This window comes from Minwuia sp. (assembly GCF_048007105.1).
Taxonomy (GTDB): domain Bacteria; phylum Pseudomonadota; class Alphaproteobacteria; order Minwuiales; family Minwuiaceae; genus Minwuia.
Genome location: NZ_CP180352.1, coordinates 1856521 through 1871554, shown reverse-complemented (window position 1 = coordinate 1871554; position 15034 = coordinate 1856521). Strand labels below are relative to the sequence as shown.

Sequence of the window (15034 nt, the reverse complement as noted above, 5' to 3'; positions counted from 1 at the left end):
CATCGTGCCCTCGCTTTCCAAGCACCTCGAAGAGACCCTGCGGCGCGCCCTCGGCTATGCGGGCGAACGCCAGCACGAATATGCAACGCTGGAGCACCTGCTGCTCAGCCTGCTGGACGATCCGGACGCCGTGGCGGTGCTGCGCGCCTGCGACGTCAATCTGGAAGCGCTGGCCAAGGACCTGACCGAGTTCGTCGACAACGAGCTCGGCGATCTGGTGCAGGGTCATGACGAGGACGCCAAGCCGACGCTGAGCTTCCAGCGCGTCGTCCAGCGCGCCCTGATCCACGTCCAGTCCTCGGGCCGCGAGGAAGTCACGGGCGCCAACATCCTGGTCGCCATCTTCGCCGAACGCGAGAGCCACGCCGCCTACTTCCTGCAGCGGCAGGACATGACCCGCCTCGACGCAGTCAGCTATATCAGCCATGGCATCGCCAAGGCTCCGGGCCTGGGCGAGAACCGGTCCGTGCGCGGCGCCGACGACGAGGGCGAGGAAGAGAGCGAGCCCGCCGGCGAGGAAGCCGCGGCGGAAGAGGAGCGTCAGGCGGAGAACGAGGCGCTGGCGCAGTACTGCGTCGATCTGAACGAGAAGGCGCGGTCGGGCAAGATCGACCCTCTGATCGGCCGTGCGATGGAGATCGAGCGGACAATCCAGATTCTCTGCCGCCGCTCGAAGAACAACCCGCTCTACGTCGGCGAACCCGGCGTGGGCAAGACCGCCATCGCCGAAGGCCTCGCCCGCCGCATCGTCGAACGCGACGTGCCCGACGTGCTGCTGGACGCCACCATCTTCGCCCTCGACATGGGCGCGCTGCTGGCTGGCACCCGCTACCGCGGCGATTTCGAGGAGCGGCTGAAGGCCGTCATCCGCGAGGTCGAGGGCCATGACGGCGCGATCCTGTTCATCGACGAGATCCACACCATCATCGGCGCCGGCGCGACCTCCGGCGGCGCCATGGACGCCTCGAACCTGCTGAAGCCGGCGCTGGCGTCCGGCTCGATCCGCTGCATCGGCTCCACCACCTACAAGGAGTACCGCGGCTATTTCGAGAAGGACCGCGCGCTGCTGCGCCGGTTCCAGAAGATCGACGTCAACGAGCCGACCATCGAGGACGCGGTGAAGATCCTGACGGGCCTGAAGCCCTACTACGAGGAGCATCACCAGGTCCGCTACACCAATGATGCGGTGAAGACCGCGGTGGAGCTGTCGGCCCGCTACATCAACGACCGCAAGCTGCCCGACAAGGCAATCGACGTGATCGACGAGGTCGGCGCCGCCGAGATGCTGAAGCCCAACCACCGCCGCAAGAAGGTGCTGGGCGTGAAGGACGTCGAGGCCGTCGTGGCCAAGATCGCCCGGATCCCGCCGAAGTCCGTGACCAAGAAGGACGAGTTGGCGCTGGCCAATCTGGAAAGCGATCTGAAGACCGCGGTTTTCGGTCAGGACCAGGCGCTGGAAGCCCTCTCGTCGGCGGTGAAGCTGGCCCGCGCCGGCCTGCGCGAGCCCGAGAAGCCCATCGGCAGCTACCTCTTCTCCGGCCCGACCGGCGTCGGCAAGACCGAGGCCGCGCGCCAGCTGGCCGACACGATGGGTCTGGAACTGCACCGCTTCGACATGTCGGAATACATGGAGCGCCACACGGTCAGCCGCCTGATCGGTGCGCCCCCGGGGTATGTCGGCTTCGACCAGGGCGGTCTGCTGACCGATGCGGTCGACCAACACCCGCATTCGATCCTGCTCCTCGACGAAATCGAGAAGGCCCATCCGGACGTCTTCAACCTGCTGCTGCAGGTGATGGACCACGGCAAGCTGACCGATCACAACGGCAAGAAGATCGATTTCCGGAACGTCATCCTGATCATGACCACCAATGCCGGCGCCGCCGAGATGCAGAAGCACTCGATCGGTTTCGGCCGTGGCATGAAGGAAGACGAGGATCAGGAAGCGATCAAGAAGCTGTTCACGCCGGAGTTCCGGAACCGCCTCGACGCCGTGATTCCCTTCTCGCCGCTGGGCCCGGAAGTCGTCGCCCGTGTCGTCGACAAGTTCGTGCTGCAACTGGAAGGCCAGCTGATCGATCGCAACGTCACCATCTCGCTGACGGACGCGGCCCGCTCCTGGCTCGCCGACCGCGGCTACACACCGGAATTCGGCGCCCGGCCGCTGGCCCGCGTGATCCAGGAAAAGATCAAGCAGCCGCTGGCGGAAGAACTGCTGTTCGGCAAGCTGAAGAAGGGCGGCCATGTGAAGGTCCGCCTCGCCGACGGCGCGCTGGCCTTCGATCTGGAATCCGCGCCGGAAAGCAGTTCGAAGAAGCCCAAGCGCGGCGGCAAGGGCAAGAAGAAGGCCCTGCCCGAGCCGACGAAGTAGCCGCCGCTTGACCTTCCAGCTGCTGGAATGAACATCCTCGCGGACGCTTACCGGTCCGCGAGGTTTCCATGCGCATCACCGCCGTTCTCATCCTGATCGCCGTGCTGGCCGCCGTTGTCGGCGGGATTGTTCTGCTCGAACGCTCGGATGGTGCCGGCAGCGGCCTCGCGCATCAGGTTGCGGTCACCGTGCCGGAACTCACCCCGGCGGCGCAGCGCGGCGCGGCGGTGTTCTCGGCCAACTGCGTCACGTGCCACGGCCAGAATGCGGCCGGCGGTCCGGGCGGCCCGCCGCTGGTCCACAAGATCTACGAACCCGGTCATCACGGCGACGGCAGTTTCGTGCTCGCGGTGAAACAGGGCGTCCGGCAGCACCACTGGGAGTTCGGCAACATGCCGCCCGTCCCCGGTGTGGCCGATGCCGACATCGCCGCGATCATTGCCTATATCCGCGAACTGCAGCGGGCCAATGGAATCAACTGATCGCGAGGCAATTGACGTTCTCCTGACTGGAAAGTCCAAATTCTGCTCATGACACGGCATTGGACATGGCGGCCCCGGATTGCGGCCCTGTTGCTGGTGATGCTTTTCGCACCGGCGCTGCCGTCGTTCCTGTCGGCCACGCCTGTCCACCATGATCATTCGAGCCATGGCGTCGTCGAGACCCACGCCGACGAACAGGTCAACGTCACCCATGACCGTTTGTCCTGCTCGATCGTGATCCCCTGCGACCATGGCTTCTGAGCCGGCCTCGCAATGCTGCCCGAGGCGCCCGTCGGCTGGCCCATGCGGGGTGAGGCTGTGGCGCACGCGCCGCGGACGGCCACACCGGCCATGCCGGAGACCACGTCTCCCCCACCCAGACCGCTCTCCTGAACCCGAAACCGCCGGCGACATCGTCGGCGACAGCATTCGCGCGCACCGTGCCGACTGCCGGAGCGCGTCCAGGAGCACAGTCCGATGAAATCCATACGAATGATGCGCAGCCTTCTGAACGCCGCGATCACTGCCGGGGCGTTGACCGCTGTTGCGGCGCCGGCGCTGGCGGGCACCTACAATCTGACCGTCGATCCGGTCACCATCGACACCGGCGGCTTCACCCGCTCCGGTGTCGGCTACAACGGCGCCTCGCCGGGGCCGGCGCTGCGTTTCAGGGAGGGTGAGACGGTCACGATCAATGTGACCAACAATCTCTCGGAGCCGACCTCGATCCACTGGCACGGCCTGATCCTGCCGACCAGCATGGACGGCGTGCCCGGCTTCGGGGGCTATCCCGGGATCGAACCGGGCGAGACCTTCACCTACAGCTTCCCGATCGTGCAGAGCGGGACCTACTGGTTCCACAGCCATACCGACTTCCAGGAGCCCGACGGCGCCTATGGGGCGATCATCATCGAACCGAAGAACGGCGATCCCTACAGCTATGACCGCGACTACGTGGTGCAGCTGACCGACGCCCATCCGCACAGGGGGCACCGGATCATCCGGAACCTGAAGATGATGCCGGACTACTACAACCGCAAGCAGCGGACCCTGCTCGACTTCTTCTCCGACGCCGAGGAGAAGGGTGTCGACAAGGCGCTGTCCGACCGGGGCGACTGGGGCGACATGCGGATGATGCCGACCGACATCGAGGATCTGCAGGGCTTCACGCCGCTGATCAACGGCAGGAGCCCGGACCAGAACTGGACCGGTCTGTTCAGGGCCGGCGAGAAGGTCCGCCTGCGGTTCATCAACTCGTCGGCGATGACCTATTTCGACATCCGGATTCCGGGTCTGAAGATGACCGTGGTCCAGAATGACGGCAACAACGTGCAGCCGGTCGAGGTGGACGAGTTCCGCCTCGCCGTCGCAGAGACCTTCGATGTCATCGTGCAGCCGACAGAGGACCGCGCCTACACGATCTTCGGCGAATCCATGGGCCGGACGGCGTTCGCCCGCGGCACGCTGGCGCCGCGCGAAGGCATGACGGCCGAGGTGCCGGGCCTGCGCGAGGACCCGCTGCTGACCATGGCCGACATGGGCATGGCGCATGGGGAGCATGGCGGCCACGGTGGCGGCCATGAGGGTCACGGTTCGGGCGGTCACGACACGCTCGCGGCGATCACCGGCGGCGGCATGGATCATTCGAAGATGGGTCATTCGAAGATGAACCACGGCGAGATGGACCACTCGAAGATGGATCATTCGAAGATGAACCACGGCGAGATGGACCACTCGAAGATGGGACACGGCATGACAGCAGGCGCAGACCCGTTCTATGCACCGGGCAGCGGCCTCACGCCGGAAGCGGCGAATGGCGGCAAGTTCCTGTCCTACGCCGATCTGCGCGCGCAGAAGCCGCTCTACGAACACCGCGCCGCAACCCGTGAAATCGAGCTGAAGCTGACCGGCAACATGGAGCGCTATGTCTGGTCCATCAACGGCGTGAAATACGCCGACGCCGAGCCCATCCGGCTGCAATACGGCGAACGCGTGCGCTTCAAGTTCGTCAACACGACCATGATGACCCATCCCATGCATCTGCACGGCATGTGGTCGATCCTGGATGTGGGCGCGGGCCAGTGGAACCCGATCAAGCACGTCGTCAGCGTGGCGCCGGGCACGACGGTCTACATGGAGACGGAAGTGGATGCGCCGGGCGAGTGGGCCTTCCACTGTCACCTGTCCTACCACGCGGACTCCGGCATGTTCCGCAAGGTGATCGTCGAGGGCGGGCCGAAGGGCAAATCCGCCGACGTCGAGACCCGGGGGTAGGCCATGCGCAATTCGGGATTTTTCTGCGCCGCGGCCGCCGCGGCGATGCTCTGGGCCGCGTTTGCAGCCGGATCGGAACCCGTCATCTGGGGAATCCAGGTCGAGCAGGCCGAATACCGCATCGATGAAGGATCAGACCAGTTCGCCTGGGATCTGGATGCGCAGATCGGCAAGGACGAACTCAAGGTCGTATGGCGCAGCGAGGCTGATTACGCGACCGCCGAGGACGCCTTCGAGGTTCTGGAGAACCAGCTGCGGCTGCAGACGCCGGTGTCGGATTTCTTCGATGCCGTGGCCGGCGTCCGCATCGATACGCCGGAGGGCGCAAACCGCGTCCACGGCGTCATCGGACTGCACGGGCTGACCAAACAGTGGTTCGAGGTGGATGCCGACCTGTTCCTGTCGGACCATCCGTCAGCGCGGTTCGAGGTCGAGTACGAAGGCCTGATCACAAACCGGATCATCTTCATGCCCAGCATCGAGTTCGACCTGCCGTTCAACGACGATCCGGCAAGCGGGATCGGCGCATTCGGCCCGACGCTGGAAGTCGGCGGGCGGCTCAGCTACGACGTCGTTGACCGGCTGTTCTCACCCTATGTCGGCGTCCACTACGAGCGGAAGTTCGGCGAAACGGCCGACCGGGCCCGTGCGGACGGAGAAGAGCCGGGTACGGTGTTCTTCGTCATCGGAACCCGCATCATGTTCTGATCGGGACGGTCAGACAGCAGGGGGCCGGGCTGCAGTTGTCAGCCCGGCCCCGTTGTTCCGCCGCTGAACCCGCCTGACGTCAGCCGACGTGCTTCGCGAAGTGCTCCAGCGTTCGCCCCCTGGCGAGCGCGGCATTCTCGGGATGGAAGTCCGCCCGGTGGTCGCAGTTGAAGCCGTGACCGGCGCCGTCATAGATGTAGATCTTCACGTCCGGCTTGGCCTCGCGGATCTTTTCCACATCCGACAGCGGGATGCCGCCATCCTTCTCGCCGAAATGCAGCATCAGCGGGGCCTTCACCTCCTCGCCGAGATGCGGGACGATCTGGCCGCCGTAATAGCCCGAGCCCGCCGCAAGCTTGTCGCCCAGACGGCAGCAGGACACGAAGACGATCGAGCCGCCCCAGCAATAGCCGACCATGCCGACCTTGCCCGCCTTCGACGCCTCGTCGACCGCGGCCTCGACGTCCATGATCACCTTGTCCAGATCGCAGGCCCCGCGCCATTCGCGCGCCTTGGCTATCTCGTCCGGCGAGTAGCCGCATTCCAGCCGAGGCTCGATACGGTCATAGATCGCGGGCGCGATGGCCAGATAGCCGTCACGGGCATAGCCGTTGGCGACGTCCCGGATGTGCTCGTTGACGCCGAAGATTTCCATGATGACGACGACGGCGCCCTTGGGCTTGCCGTCAGGCTGCGCCTGCCAGGCGTCGAACTCGTGCCCGTCGGCGGCCTTCAGCTTGATCCATTCGCCCATCGTGATGTCCTCCTTCAGCCGTTCAGCGCCGACCAGACCTTCATCGGCGTCAGCGGCATTTCCAGTCCGTCGAGCGGCTTGCCGGCGCTCATCACGGCATTGTGGACCGCGTGGACAAAGGCCGGCGGCGCACCAATTGCGCCGGCCTCGCCCGCGCCCTTCACGCCCAGCGGATTGGTCGTGCAACGGACGTTGCGGGTGCGGAAGCGGATTTCCGGCATCTCGTCGGCGCGCGGCATCTGGTAGTCCATGAAGCTGCCCGAGAGCAGCTGGCCGCTGTCCTCGTCATAGACCGTGTGTTCGGTCCAGGCCTGCCCCAGACCCTGCACGATGCCGCCATGCACCTGGCCGGCCAGCATCAGCGGGTTCAGCGTCACGCCGAAATCGTCGACGGCGACATAGTCCAGGATCTCCACCATGCCGGTCGCCGGATCGACCTCGACCTCGCAGATGTGGCAGCCGTTCGGGAAGGTCGGCTTCTCGTTGTTGTGGTCCTTCTGCGCATCCAGACCCGGTTCCGCGCCCTCGGGAAGGTTCGCCGGGTCCTTCGCCGCCTCGGCGACCTCGAAGATCGACATGGAGCGGTCGGTGCCGGCCACGGTGAAGCGGCCGTCGGCGAACTCGATATCGACATCGGCGGTCTCCATCACCTTCGCGGCGACCTTCTTGCCCTTCTCGATAGATTCCTCGGCCGCGGTCAGCACCGAGGCGCCGCCTACGGGAATCGACTTGGATCCGCCGGTGAAGCCCGGCGGCACACGGTCGGTGTCGCCCTGGATCATCTCGATTTCCTCGATCTCGATACCGAACTTCTCCGACAGGATTTGGGCGTAGGAGATGGCGTGACCCTGGCCGGAATCCAGCGCGCCGGAATAGAGCCGGAGCTTGCCCGGCTCCTCGAAGGACAGCCGCGCCGGCACGCCCGCGCCGCCGCCACAGCGCTCGACATAGGTCGACATGCCGATGCCGCGCAGCTTGCCCGCGGCCTCCGACTGCTTGCGCCGGCTTTCGAAGCCGGTCCAGTCGATGTCGGACATGGCGTCGTCCATCATGCCGTTGAAGTCGCCGGAATCGATGACGTCGCCCAGCCCCATCGTGTGCGGCATCTCCTCGACGGTCGGGAAGTTGCGCCGCCGGATCTCGTCCGGGCTGACACCCATGTCCCGCGCGGCCTGCTCGACCAGCCGTTCGATCATGTAGGCCGCCTCCGGCCGGCCCGCACCGCGATAGGCGTCGGTCGGCACGGTGTTGGTCATGACGCCCTTCACGTTCAGATGCATCACCGGGATCTTGTAGAGACCCGTATACATGCCCGCGCAGGCGTCTGTCGGGATGAAGGGCGCGAAGTTGGCGAGATAGGCGCCCATCGCCGCCCAGGTCGTGGCCCGGAGGGCCTGGAACCGGCCGTCCGCGTCCATCGCCACCTCGACCTCGGTGACATGGTCGCGGCCCTGGCTGTCGGAGACGAACATCTCGCCGCGGTCGCCGGTCCAGCGCACGGAGCGGTTCAGCCGCTTCGCCGCCCAGAGGGTCATTACCGCTTCCGGATAGAGGAACGCCTTGGTGCCGAAACCGCCGCCGACATTGCCGGTGATCAGCCGCAGCTTCGGCATCTCGATGCCCAGGATCCCGGCGAGCTGCTGTATTTGCAGGCCCGGCCCCTGGCTGGGTACGTAGAGCGTGATCCGGTCGCTGTCGGACTTCACCTCGGCGACCGCCGCACGCGGCTCCATCGCGTTGCAGACGAGGCGGTTGTTGACGATGCGGACCTTCGAGACCTTCGCGGCCTGACCGAAGATGCCGTCGACCTTCTCCCTGTCGCCCTTCTCGTAATTCAGGACGACGTTGTTGGGTGCCTCGTCCCAGATCTGCGGCGCGCCGTCCAGCGTCGCCTCGTAGGTGCCGGTGGCGACGGGCAGTTCGTCGAAGTCGAACTCGATCAGATCGGCGGCGTCCTGCGCCTGCGCCATCGTTTCGGCGATGATGAAGGCAACCGGCTCGCCGACATAGCGCACCCGGCCCTTGGCCAGGATGTGGCGCGCCGGCTTGAAATGAGCGGAGCCATCGGCGTTGCGGATATCGGTCAGGCAGGGGATCGGCTTGACCCCGTCCTCGTCCAGTTCGGCCCCGGTCAGCACGGCCACGACACCGGGCGCCTCGCGCGCCGCGCTGACGTCCAGCCCCTTGATGTCGGCGTGAGAGACGGGTGAGCGGAAGACATAGCCGCGCAGGGCGCCGTCGACATGGACATCGTCCGTGTAGCGTCCTTGTCCCCGGACCAGAACCGGGTCCTCGATGCGCCGCGCGCTGTCTCCGATGCCGAATTTCATTCCCGCCTCCCCTTGCGTCGTCAATCCGTGCCGGGAGTATGGGCGATAGAATCCGGGCCGAACAGGGATTGACACCGGATGACCGGGATTTTTTGAGGCGGAGCGCTCCCCCCGGGGGCCTCAGGGTTCGGCGTTTTTGGTCCGGGTCGGGACAATCCCGACCAGCAGGCGGCGGACCTCGCCCGACTCGCCCAGCGGCAGCAGCAGGCGATGCCACCAGCTGATGGTGATGTGGTCGGGCGCCTTGTGCACGGTCAGCAGGGGAACCCGGTGGGTCACCAGCGTCATGTAGCCGGCGCGGAAGAAGGTCACGATTTCCGGCGTGGTCGGGATCTCGCTGAGATGCTTGTGCGTCATGTCAAAGCCGCTGACATTCGCGGTCTTGCTGCCGTAGAGGCTGTAGTAGAAGTCCCGGCCGCCATCGATCACGTCCAGAAGAGCGACATAACCCAGGGCCGGTGTGATGCTCGACGGATCGACCTTCATCACGTCCGCAACACCCTCGACCTTGGGCAGGCCCGTCCAGTAATCATGCAGGGATTGCAGCGCGTGGTAGTGGAGATCCTCGCGCCGGGGCGACGGCGTGATGCGCGCGCCATGCATCGGCCCGTCGAGCCAACGCCTCGTCTCGGCGTTCAGATTGCCGGTCGCGAATTCGCTGGCGATGCGCTCTTCTATGCTCGTTCTCCATCCCAGGACGGCCGCCGCACGAGGACACGCCCGCGCCATAATGCGTCGCTGGATACCCCAGAAGGATTACCGGACCGGAAACTTCACGCCGCAGCTTGACTCGAAATGGACGGGGTCTGCCCTGATCGACCAACCAGCAGCTGATCAGAAGGTTCCAGCAGTATCAGGGTAATTCATGCACGGCAATCGTGCATAAGTCAATTTTGGAAGAATCGTGTCGGGTGACCGCATTCCGCAGAATTCTGCGGGTATTCGCGATCACCCAATACAATAATGATTAGAAATAGTCGAAATGGGCGATCAACGCCCCTTGTACGCTGGCGCCCGCTTCTCGCTGAAAGCGGAAAGCCCTTCGACCACGTCATGGGATTGCCCGTAGGCTTCCCAGACATGCATCTCCGTCTGCAGGGCGCGGTCCAGCGGCATGTCCAGCCCCTGGTCGATCATGTGCTTCATCAGACGCATGGCGAGCGGGCTCTTGGAAGTCAGACGCTTCACCAGGTCCTCGGTGCGCGCGATCAGCTGATCGTCGGGCACGATCTCGTTGACCAGCCCCCAGTCGGCGATGTCCTTCACCGGCAGCAGTTCGCCCGTCAGCAGCAGATAGCGCGCACGCGTTTCGCCGATCTTGCGCGGCAGGCGGATCGAGCTGCCACCGCCGGGCAGCATGCCGAAGTTGATGTGGCCGTCGCCGATCTTCACCGACTCGGCGGCAATCACCAGATCGCAGGCCAGCAGCAGTTCCATGCCGCCCGCCGCGGTAATCCCGTTCACTGCCGCGATCGTCGGCTTCTCGCACTCGCCGACCCGCGCGAATGCGGCATAGGCCCGCTTCATGAAGGTGCGGATCTTCACCGGATCGCCCTCGCCCATGAAACTGAGCACGTATTTCAGGTCGGCGCCGGCCGAGAAGGCCCGTCCGGTGCCGGTGAACACCACCGCCTTGACCTCGTCATCGGCCTCGGCCTGGTCCATCACCCGGAAATAGCCGTCCAGGATGTTCTGGTTCATGGAGTTCAGCGCTTCCGGCCGGTTCAGCGTGACCCAGGCCGCACCATCGCGCACTTCGTATTTGAGATCTTCCGACATGTTCCCGCCTCCCCGCGAGCTTGATGACTGCCGTCATCTTGCCCGCGGCGCGTGGCCGGGATCAATGCGCTCCGGCGCAGGGCTGATCCTACAGGAAGACCAGTTCGCCGCCGTCGCCGGAAACCACGTCGTAGCTGCCGGACTGGTTGCTGTAATTCAGCACCGTGCCCGGATCGCCGAGACCGTCCATCAGGTTGATCTCGGTGACCACGCTGGGATCGAAGGTGATGGTGCCGCCGCCGTCGGGGAAATTTGCGGTCCAGGTGCCGTCGCCATTGTCGCGGAAAGCGACCTCGTCCAGCGACAGCCCGTCTTCCTGTCCGGTGTCGAACAGATCCAGCGAATTGCCGCTGCCGCTGTCGAAGATGACGTCGTCATTGTCGTCGCCGTCATTGGCGTCGAAGACGTAGGTGTCGCGCCCGCCGCCGCCGATCAGCGTGTCGTCGCCGCCGCGCCCGATCAGCGTGTCGTCGCCATGGCCGGCCTCGATGCGGTCATTGCCGCCACCGGCATTCAGCAGGTCGGCCGCGTTGCCGGTCTGCAGGAAATCGTCGCCCAGGCCGCCGAACAGCGAGTTCTGGCCTTCGCCGCCCAGCAGGGTGTCGTTGCCCTCACCGCCATCCAGCAGATCCGCCGCATTTCCGGCCTCGATCAGGTCGTCGCCGGCGCCACCCGCAATCTGGTTCTGGCCTTCCTTGCCGTCGATCTCGTCGTCGCCGGCTCCGCCATAGATGCTGTCGTCGGCATTGCCGCCGTCGATCTCGTCGTCGCCGTCACCGCCGAACAGCAGGTTCTGGCCTTCCTTGCCGTCGATGTCGTCATTGCCGGCGCCGCCGGAGATGGTGTCGGTGCTGTTGCCACCCTTGAGCTTGTCATTGCCGTCGCCGCCGTCGAGCAGACCGGAACCTTCCTTGCCGTCGATATCGTCGTCGCCGGTGCCGCCATAGAGCTCATCAGCGCTGTTGCCGCCTTCCAGCTTGTCGTCGCCCGCGCCGCCGAACAGGGTGTTGGCGCCCTCTTCGCCGTCGAGGTCGTCGTCGCCGTCGCCACCGACCAGAAGGTCCTCGCCATTGCCGCCTTCAAGTTCGTCGTCGTCGTCGCCGCCGAACAGCGAGTCGTTGCCGTTGCGACCGTCGAGTTCATCATCGCCGCCATGGCCGACCAGGATGTCGTCACGGCTGTTGGAGCCTCTGATCCTGTCCTTCCCGTTGTCGCCTTCGTCGGCGTCGCGGTCGTCCTCGATGTCGGAGAAGTCCTCCGACGGCGCCGTCGGCGCCTCGATCGCGGCAATGCCGGAGGCATCCTCGCCCCGCGGCGTGCGCGGCGCCGGTTCGTCGCCGACTTCTTCGCGTTCCTCTTCCGGAGCAGCCTCGCGGCCCTGTTTCGCCGCCGGAGCTTCCCCCGCCTCGGCGAAGATCAGCGCGCCGTCCGAAATTTCGTCCAGATCGACGTCCTTCAGCTTGATGCTGCCGCCAGCCGTCTGGATGTAGGTGTCGCCCTTCGACTCCGTGAAGGTGACATCGTCGATGGTAATGCCGGCCGCGGTAAAATCGATCGAGTCGCCGTTGCGGAAGTCCTTGATCTCGTCATCGCCGAAATTCGCATCGTCGATGATGTAGACGTCGTTGCCGTTGCCGCCGGTGTATTCGTCGTCGCCCGCGCCGCCGGTGAAGGTGTCCGCCGCGTTGCCGCCGAACATCTCGTCATCGCCGTCGCCGCCGATGAATGTGTTCTGGCCTTCCTTGCCGTAGAGCTTGTCGTTGCCGGCGCCGCCGTCGAGGGTCTCGGCGGCATTGCCACCGGTCAGCTCGTCATTGCCGTCGCCGCCGAACATGACGTTCTGGCCTTCCTGGCCGAACAGCGTGTCGTCGCCGACGCCACCGTCCAGGGTATCGGCCGCATTGCCGCCGGAGAGGTAGTCGTCACCCTCGCCGCCGGTCAGCTGGTTCTCGCCTTCGCGGCCGAACAGCGTGTCGTTGCCCGCGCCGCCCATGATGGTGTCGGCCGAGTTGCCGCCCGAGATCTCGTCCCGACCCTCGCCGCCGAAGAGCTGGTTCTCGCCTTCGCCGCCGGAAATCTCGTCGTCGCCTTCGCCGCCGTAGATGGTGTCCTGGCTGTTGCCGCCCCGTATGTCGTCGTCGTCGTCGCCACCGTGGATGACGTTGACGCCCTCGCCGCCGTAGATGTCGTCCTTGCCTTCGCCGCCGGCGATCAGGTCGTCGCCGTTGCCGCCATAGATATCATCGTCCTTGTCGCCGCCGAAGAGCGAGTCGTTGCCTTCGCCGCCGTAGAGCGAGTCCTTGTTGCCGAGGCCGACGAGGATGTCGTCGCCATCGCCGCCAAACATGCGGTCCTTGCCGCCATCGCCGACCTGCGCGCCGTCGCTCTGCTCGATCTCGGAGAAGTCGTCGGAGGGCGTCTCGATGACTTCGGGCTCTTCCTCCTCCTCGGGCGGCAGATCCTCGTCGCCATTGAAGTAGACGTCGCTGCGGGAGAGCGAGTCCAGGCTGACGCCCAGCAGCGTGACCGTGTTGCTGCCCGCGGTGATCACGGTGTTCTCACCGACCTGCTCGAAAGTCACATCGGCGCGCGCGAAGCTGGTGCCGGAGAAATCGACCAGGTCGCCGGAGGCGAAGTCGGTCACCACCTCGTGGCCGAAATCGTCGCCGCTCAGATAGAACCAGTCGTCGCCGCCGCCGCCGGTCATGGTGTCGTTGCCGGTGCCGCCGATGATCACGTCGGCGCCGTCGCCGCCGTCGATCTCGTCATTGCCCGCGCCGGCGTGAATGCTGTCATTGTCGGCGCCGCCGAAGATGGTGTCGGCATTGCCGCCGCCGGTGATGCTGTCGGTGCCCGCGCCGCCGCGAATCAGGTCGAAGCCGACGCCGCCATTCATCGTATCGGCGCCGTCGTCGCCATCCATGGTGTCGTCGCCGGTGCCGCCGCCGACGAAATCATCGCCGTCGCCGCCGGAGAGCGAGTCGTTGCCCGCGCCGCCGGCGACAGTATCGCCTTCCGCGCCGCCAACGGCCGTGTCATTGCCGGAACCGCCGAAAATGCGGTCGACGCCCTCGCCGCCAACGATGTCGTCGTCGCCGCCTTCGCCGTGAATGGTGTCGTCGCCTGTGCCGCCATCGACCTGGTCGTTGCCGACGCCGGCCTGGACGCTGTCGCCATCAGCGCCGGCATCGATCGTGTCGTCGCCGGAGCCGCCGCGCAGGTCGTCGCCGCCGTCGCCGCCGTCCAGACTGTCATCGCCGGAATTGCCGACCAGCTTGTCAACGCCGTTGCCGCCGACCAGCGTGTCATTGCCGGCGTCGCCGGTCAGGAAGTCGTCGCCCTCGGCGCCCTCGACCAGGTCGTCATCCTCGCCGCCGCGCACAGTGTCGTCGCCATCGCCGCCGTAGATCAGGTCGTTGGCCAGGCCGCCGCGCACGATGTCGTTGCCGGTGCCGCCGATCAGGCTGTCGATGTCGTCAAAGCCGTAGAGGGTATCGTCGTCGTCGCCGCCCTCGATGGTATCGTTGCCGCCGTCGCCGCGCAGCGTGTCGCGACCGGCGCCGCCCCAGATGGCGTCGTCGTCTTCCTCGCCGCGAACACGGTCGTCGCCGTCGCCGCCCCAGAGGCTGTCGAGGCCCAGACCGCCGCGGACATCGTCATTGTCCTCGCCGCCGAAGATGGAATCATTGCCCAGCTTGCCGATCAGCTTGTCGACGCCCAGGCCGCCGGAGATGGAATCGTCGCCGTCCTCGCCCAGCAGGATGTCGTCGCCCTCGTCACCCTCCAGGGTGTCGTCACCGGCGCCGCCGCGGCCGAAATCATTGCCGTCACCGAATCCGAACCACTCGGACTCGTCACCGCCGAAGAGCTTGTCCCGGAGGTTCCCGCCGACATACCGCTCGGGCTCGTCGGAAAGCAGCCGCAACTGCGCGCCCTCGATCGCTTCGTCGACCGGATCTTCTGCTTCTCCGGATTCGCCGGCGACCGTGTCCTCACCGCCGCCATTTTCGCCGCCGCCATCTTCCTCGGCGAACAGGGAGTCTTCGCCGGAGGTCTCTTCGCTCTCTTCAAACAGTTGCTGCCCGCCGGTCAGGGTGTCCTGATCGTCGTCATTGCCGATCCGTTCAAAGAGCTCCCGGAAGAAGCTGCCAAAGTCCAGCGCCATAACATGTCCCAATCTGGGTCAAACTCGGTTCCGAATACGGTCATCTGTGCCGATACCGCACGCCTGGCACATATAACCGCGGATTTGCTGAAGGTTTCGCAAATCTCCGGCCTTTTCGGGCCGGTCGGGACAACCATCACGTTATGATGGTCACAATTACCACATTTCCGC

At 65.6% G+C, this 15034-nt stretch carries 10 protein-coding genes; 5 read left to right on the top strand and 5 right to left on the bottom strand.

The features are described from left to right. Positions 1-4 precede the first annotated feature (4 nt). From clpA to ACMVY4_RS09010, 5 genes are all read left to right on the top strand, one after another. Positions 5-2371, top strand: coding sequence for an ATP-dependent Clp protease ATP-binding subunit ClpA (gene clpA, locus ACMVY4_RS09030; protein ID WP_416899830.1), 2367 nt, complete (start codon positions 5-7; stop codon positions 2369-2371). 68 nt (positions 2372-2439) lie between these two features. Continuing rightward, complete coding sequence (locus tag ACMVY4_RS09025; RefSeq protein WP_416899829.1) at positions 2440-2853, top strand: c-type cytochrome; 414 nt, start codon at positions 2440-2442, stop codon at positions 2851-2853. Between the two features lie 90 nt (positions 2854-2943). Further along, the gene (locus ACMVY4_RS09020) at positions 2944-3114 is read left to right on the top strand and encodes a hypothetical protein (RefSeq protein ID WP_416899828.1); all 171 of its coding nucleotides are present in this window, start codon (positions 2944-2946) and stop codon (positions 3112-3114) included. 234 nt (positions 3115-3348) lie between these two features. Further along, the gene (locus ACMVY4_RS09015; protein ID WP_416900284.1) at positions 3349-5127 is read left to right on the top strand and encodes a copper resistance system multicopper oxidase; all 1779 of its coding nucleotides are present in this window, start codon (positions 3349-3351) and stop codon (positions 5125-5127) included. A gap of 3 nt (positions 5128-5130) precedes the next feature. Beyond that, entirely contained in the window at positions 5131-5835 is a 705-nt protein-coding gene (locus ACMVY4_RS09010; RefSeq protein ID WP_416899827.1) for a copper resistance protein B, read from the top strand. 79 nt (positions 5836-5914) lie between these two features. Here the strand turns inward: ACMVY4_RS09010 and ACMVY4_RS09005 are convergent, their stop codons facing one another. From ACMVY4_RS09005 to ACMVY4_RS08985, 5 genes are all read right to left on the bottom strand, one after another. Next, on the bottom strand, positions 5915-6589 hold the full coding sequence (locus ACMVY4_RS09005; protein WP_416899826.1) for a dienelactone hydrolase family protein: 675 nt from the start codon (positions 6587-6589) through the stop codon (positions 5915-5917). A gap of 14 nt (positions 6590-6603) precedes the next feature. Next, positions 6604-8919, bottom strand: a complete 2316-nt coding sequence (locus tag ACMVY4_RS09000) for a xanthine dehydrogenase family protein molybdopterin-binding subunit (RefSeq protein WP_416899825.1) — start codon at positions 8917-8919, stop codon at positions 6604-6606. 120 nt (positions 8920-9039) lie between these two features. Then, positions 9040-9522: a PAS domain-containing protein gene (locus tag ACMVY4_RS08995; RefSeq protein WP_416899824.1), complete on the bottom strand. Its 483-nt coding sequence runs from the start codon at positions 9520-9522 to the stop codon at positions 9040-9042. 387 nt (positions 9523-9909) lie between these two features. After that, complete coding sequence (locus tag ACMVY4_RS08990) at positions 9910-10698, bottom strand: enoyl-CoA hydratase/isomerase family protein (RefSeq protein ID WP_416899823.1); 789 nt, start codon at positions 10696-10698, stop codon at positions 9910-9912. 88 nt (positions 10699-10786) lie between these two features. Next, positions 10787-14863 carry a calcium-binding protein gene (locus tag ACMVY4_RS08985; protein ID WP_416899822.1) on the bottom strand — a complete coding sequence of 1359 codons (4077 nt, stop codon included), beginning with the start codon at positions 14861-14863 and terminating at the stop codon, positions 10787-10789. Positions 14864-15034: the final 171 nt, after the last annotated feature.

Excerpts from the sequence above, each read along its gene's own strand:
- ACMVY4_RS09015 (WP_416900284.1), top strand. The coding sequence starts at position 3,349 with ATGCGCAGCCTTCTGAACGCCGCGATCACTGCCGGGGCGTTGACCGCT.
- ACMVY4_RS09010 (WP_416899827.1), top strand. The coding sequence starts at position 5,131 with ATGCGCAATTCGGGATTTTTCTGCGCCGCGGCCGCCGCGGCGATGCTC.
- ACMVY4_RS09025 (WP_416899829.1), top strand. The coding sequence starts at position 2,440 with ATGCGCATCACCGCCGTTCTCATCCTGATCGCCGTGCTGGCCGCCGTT.
- ACMVY4_RS08985 (WP_416899822.1), bottom strand. The coding sequence starts at position 14,863 with ATGGCGCTGGACTTTGGCAGCTTCTTCCGGGAGCTCTTTGAACGGATC.
- ACMVY4_RS08990 (WP_416899823.1), bottom strand. The coding sequence starts at position 10,698 with ATGTCGGAAGATCTCAAATACGAAGTGCGCGATGGTGCGGCCTGGGTC.
- ACMVY4_RS09000 (WP_416899825.1), bottom strand. The coding sequence starts at position 8,919 with ATGAAATTCGGCATCGGAGACAGCGCGCGGCGCATCGAGGACCCGGTT.
- ACMVY4_RS08995 (WP_416899824.1), bottom strand. The coding sequence starts at position 9,522 with ATGCATGGCGCGCGCATCACGCCGTCGCCCCGGCGCGAGGATCTCCAC.
- ACMVY4_RS09005 (WP_416899826.1), bottom strand. The coding sequence starts at position 6,589 with ATGGGCGAATGGATCAAGCTGAAGGCCGCCGACGGGCACGAGTTCGAC.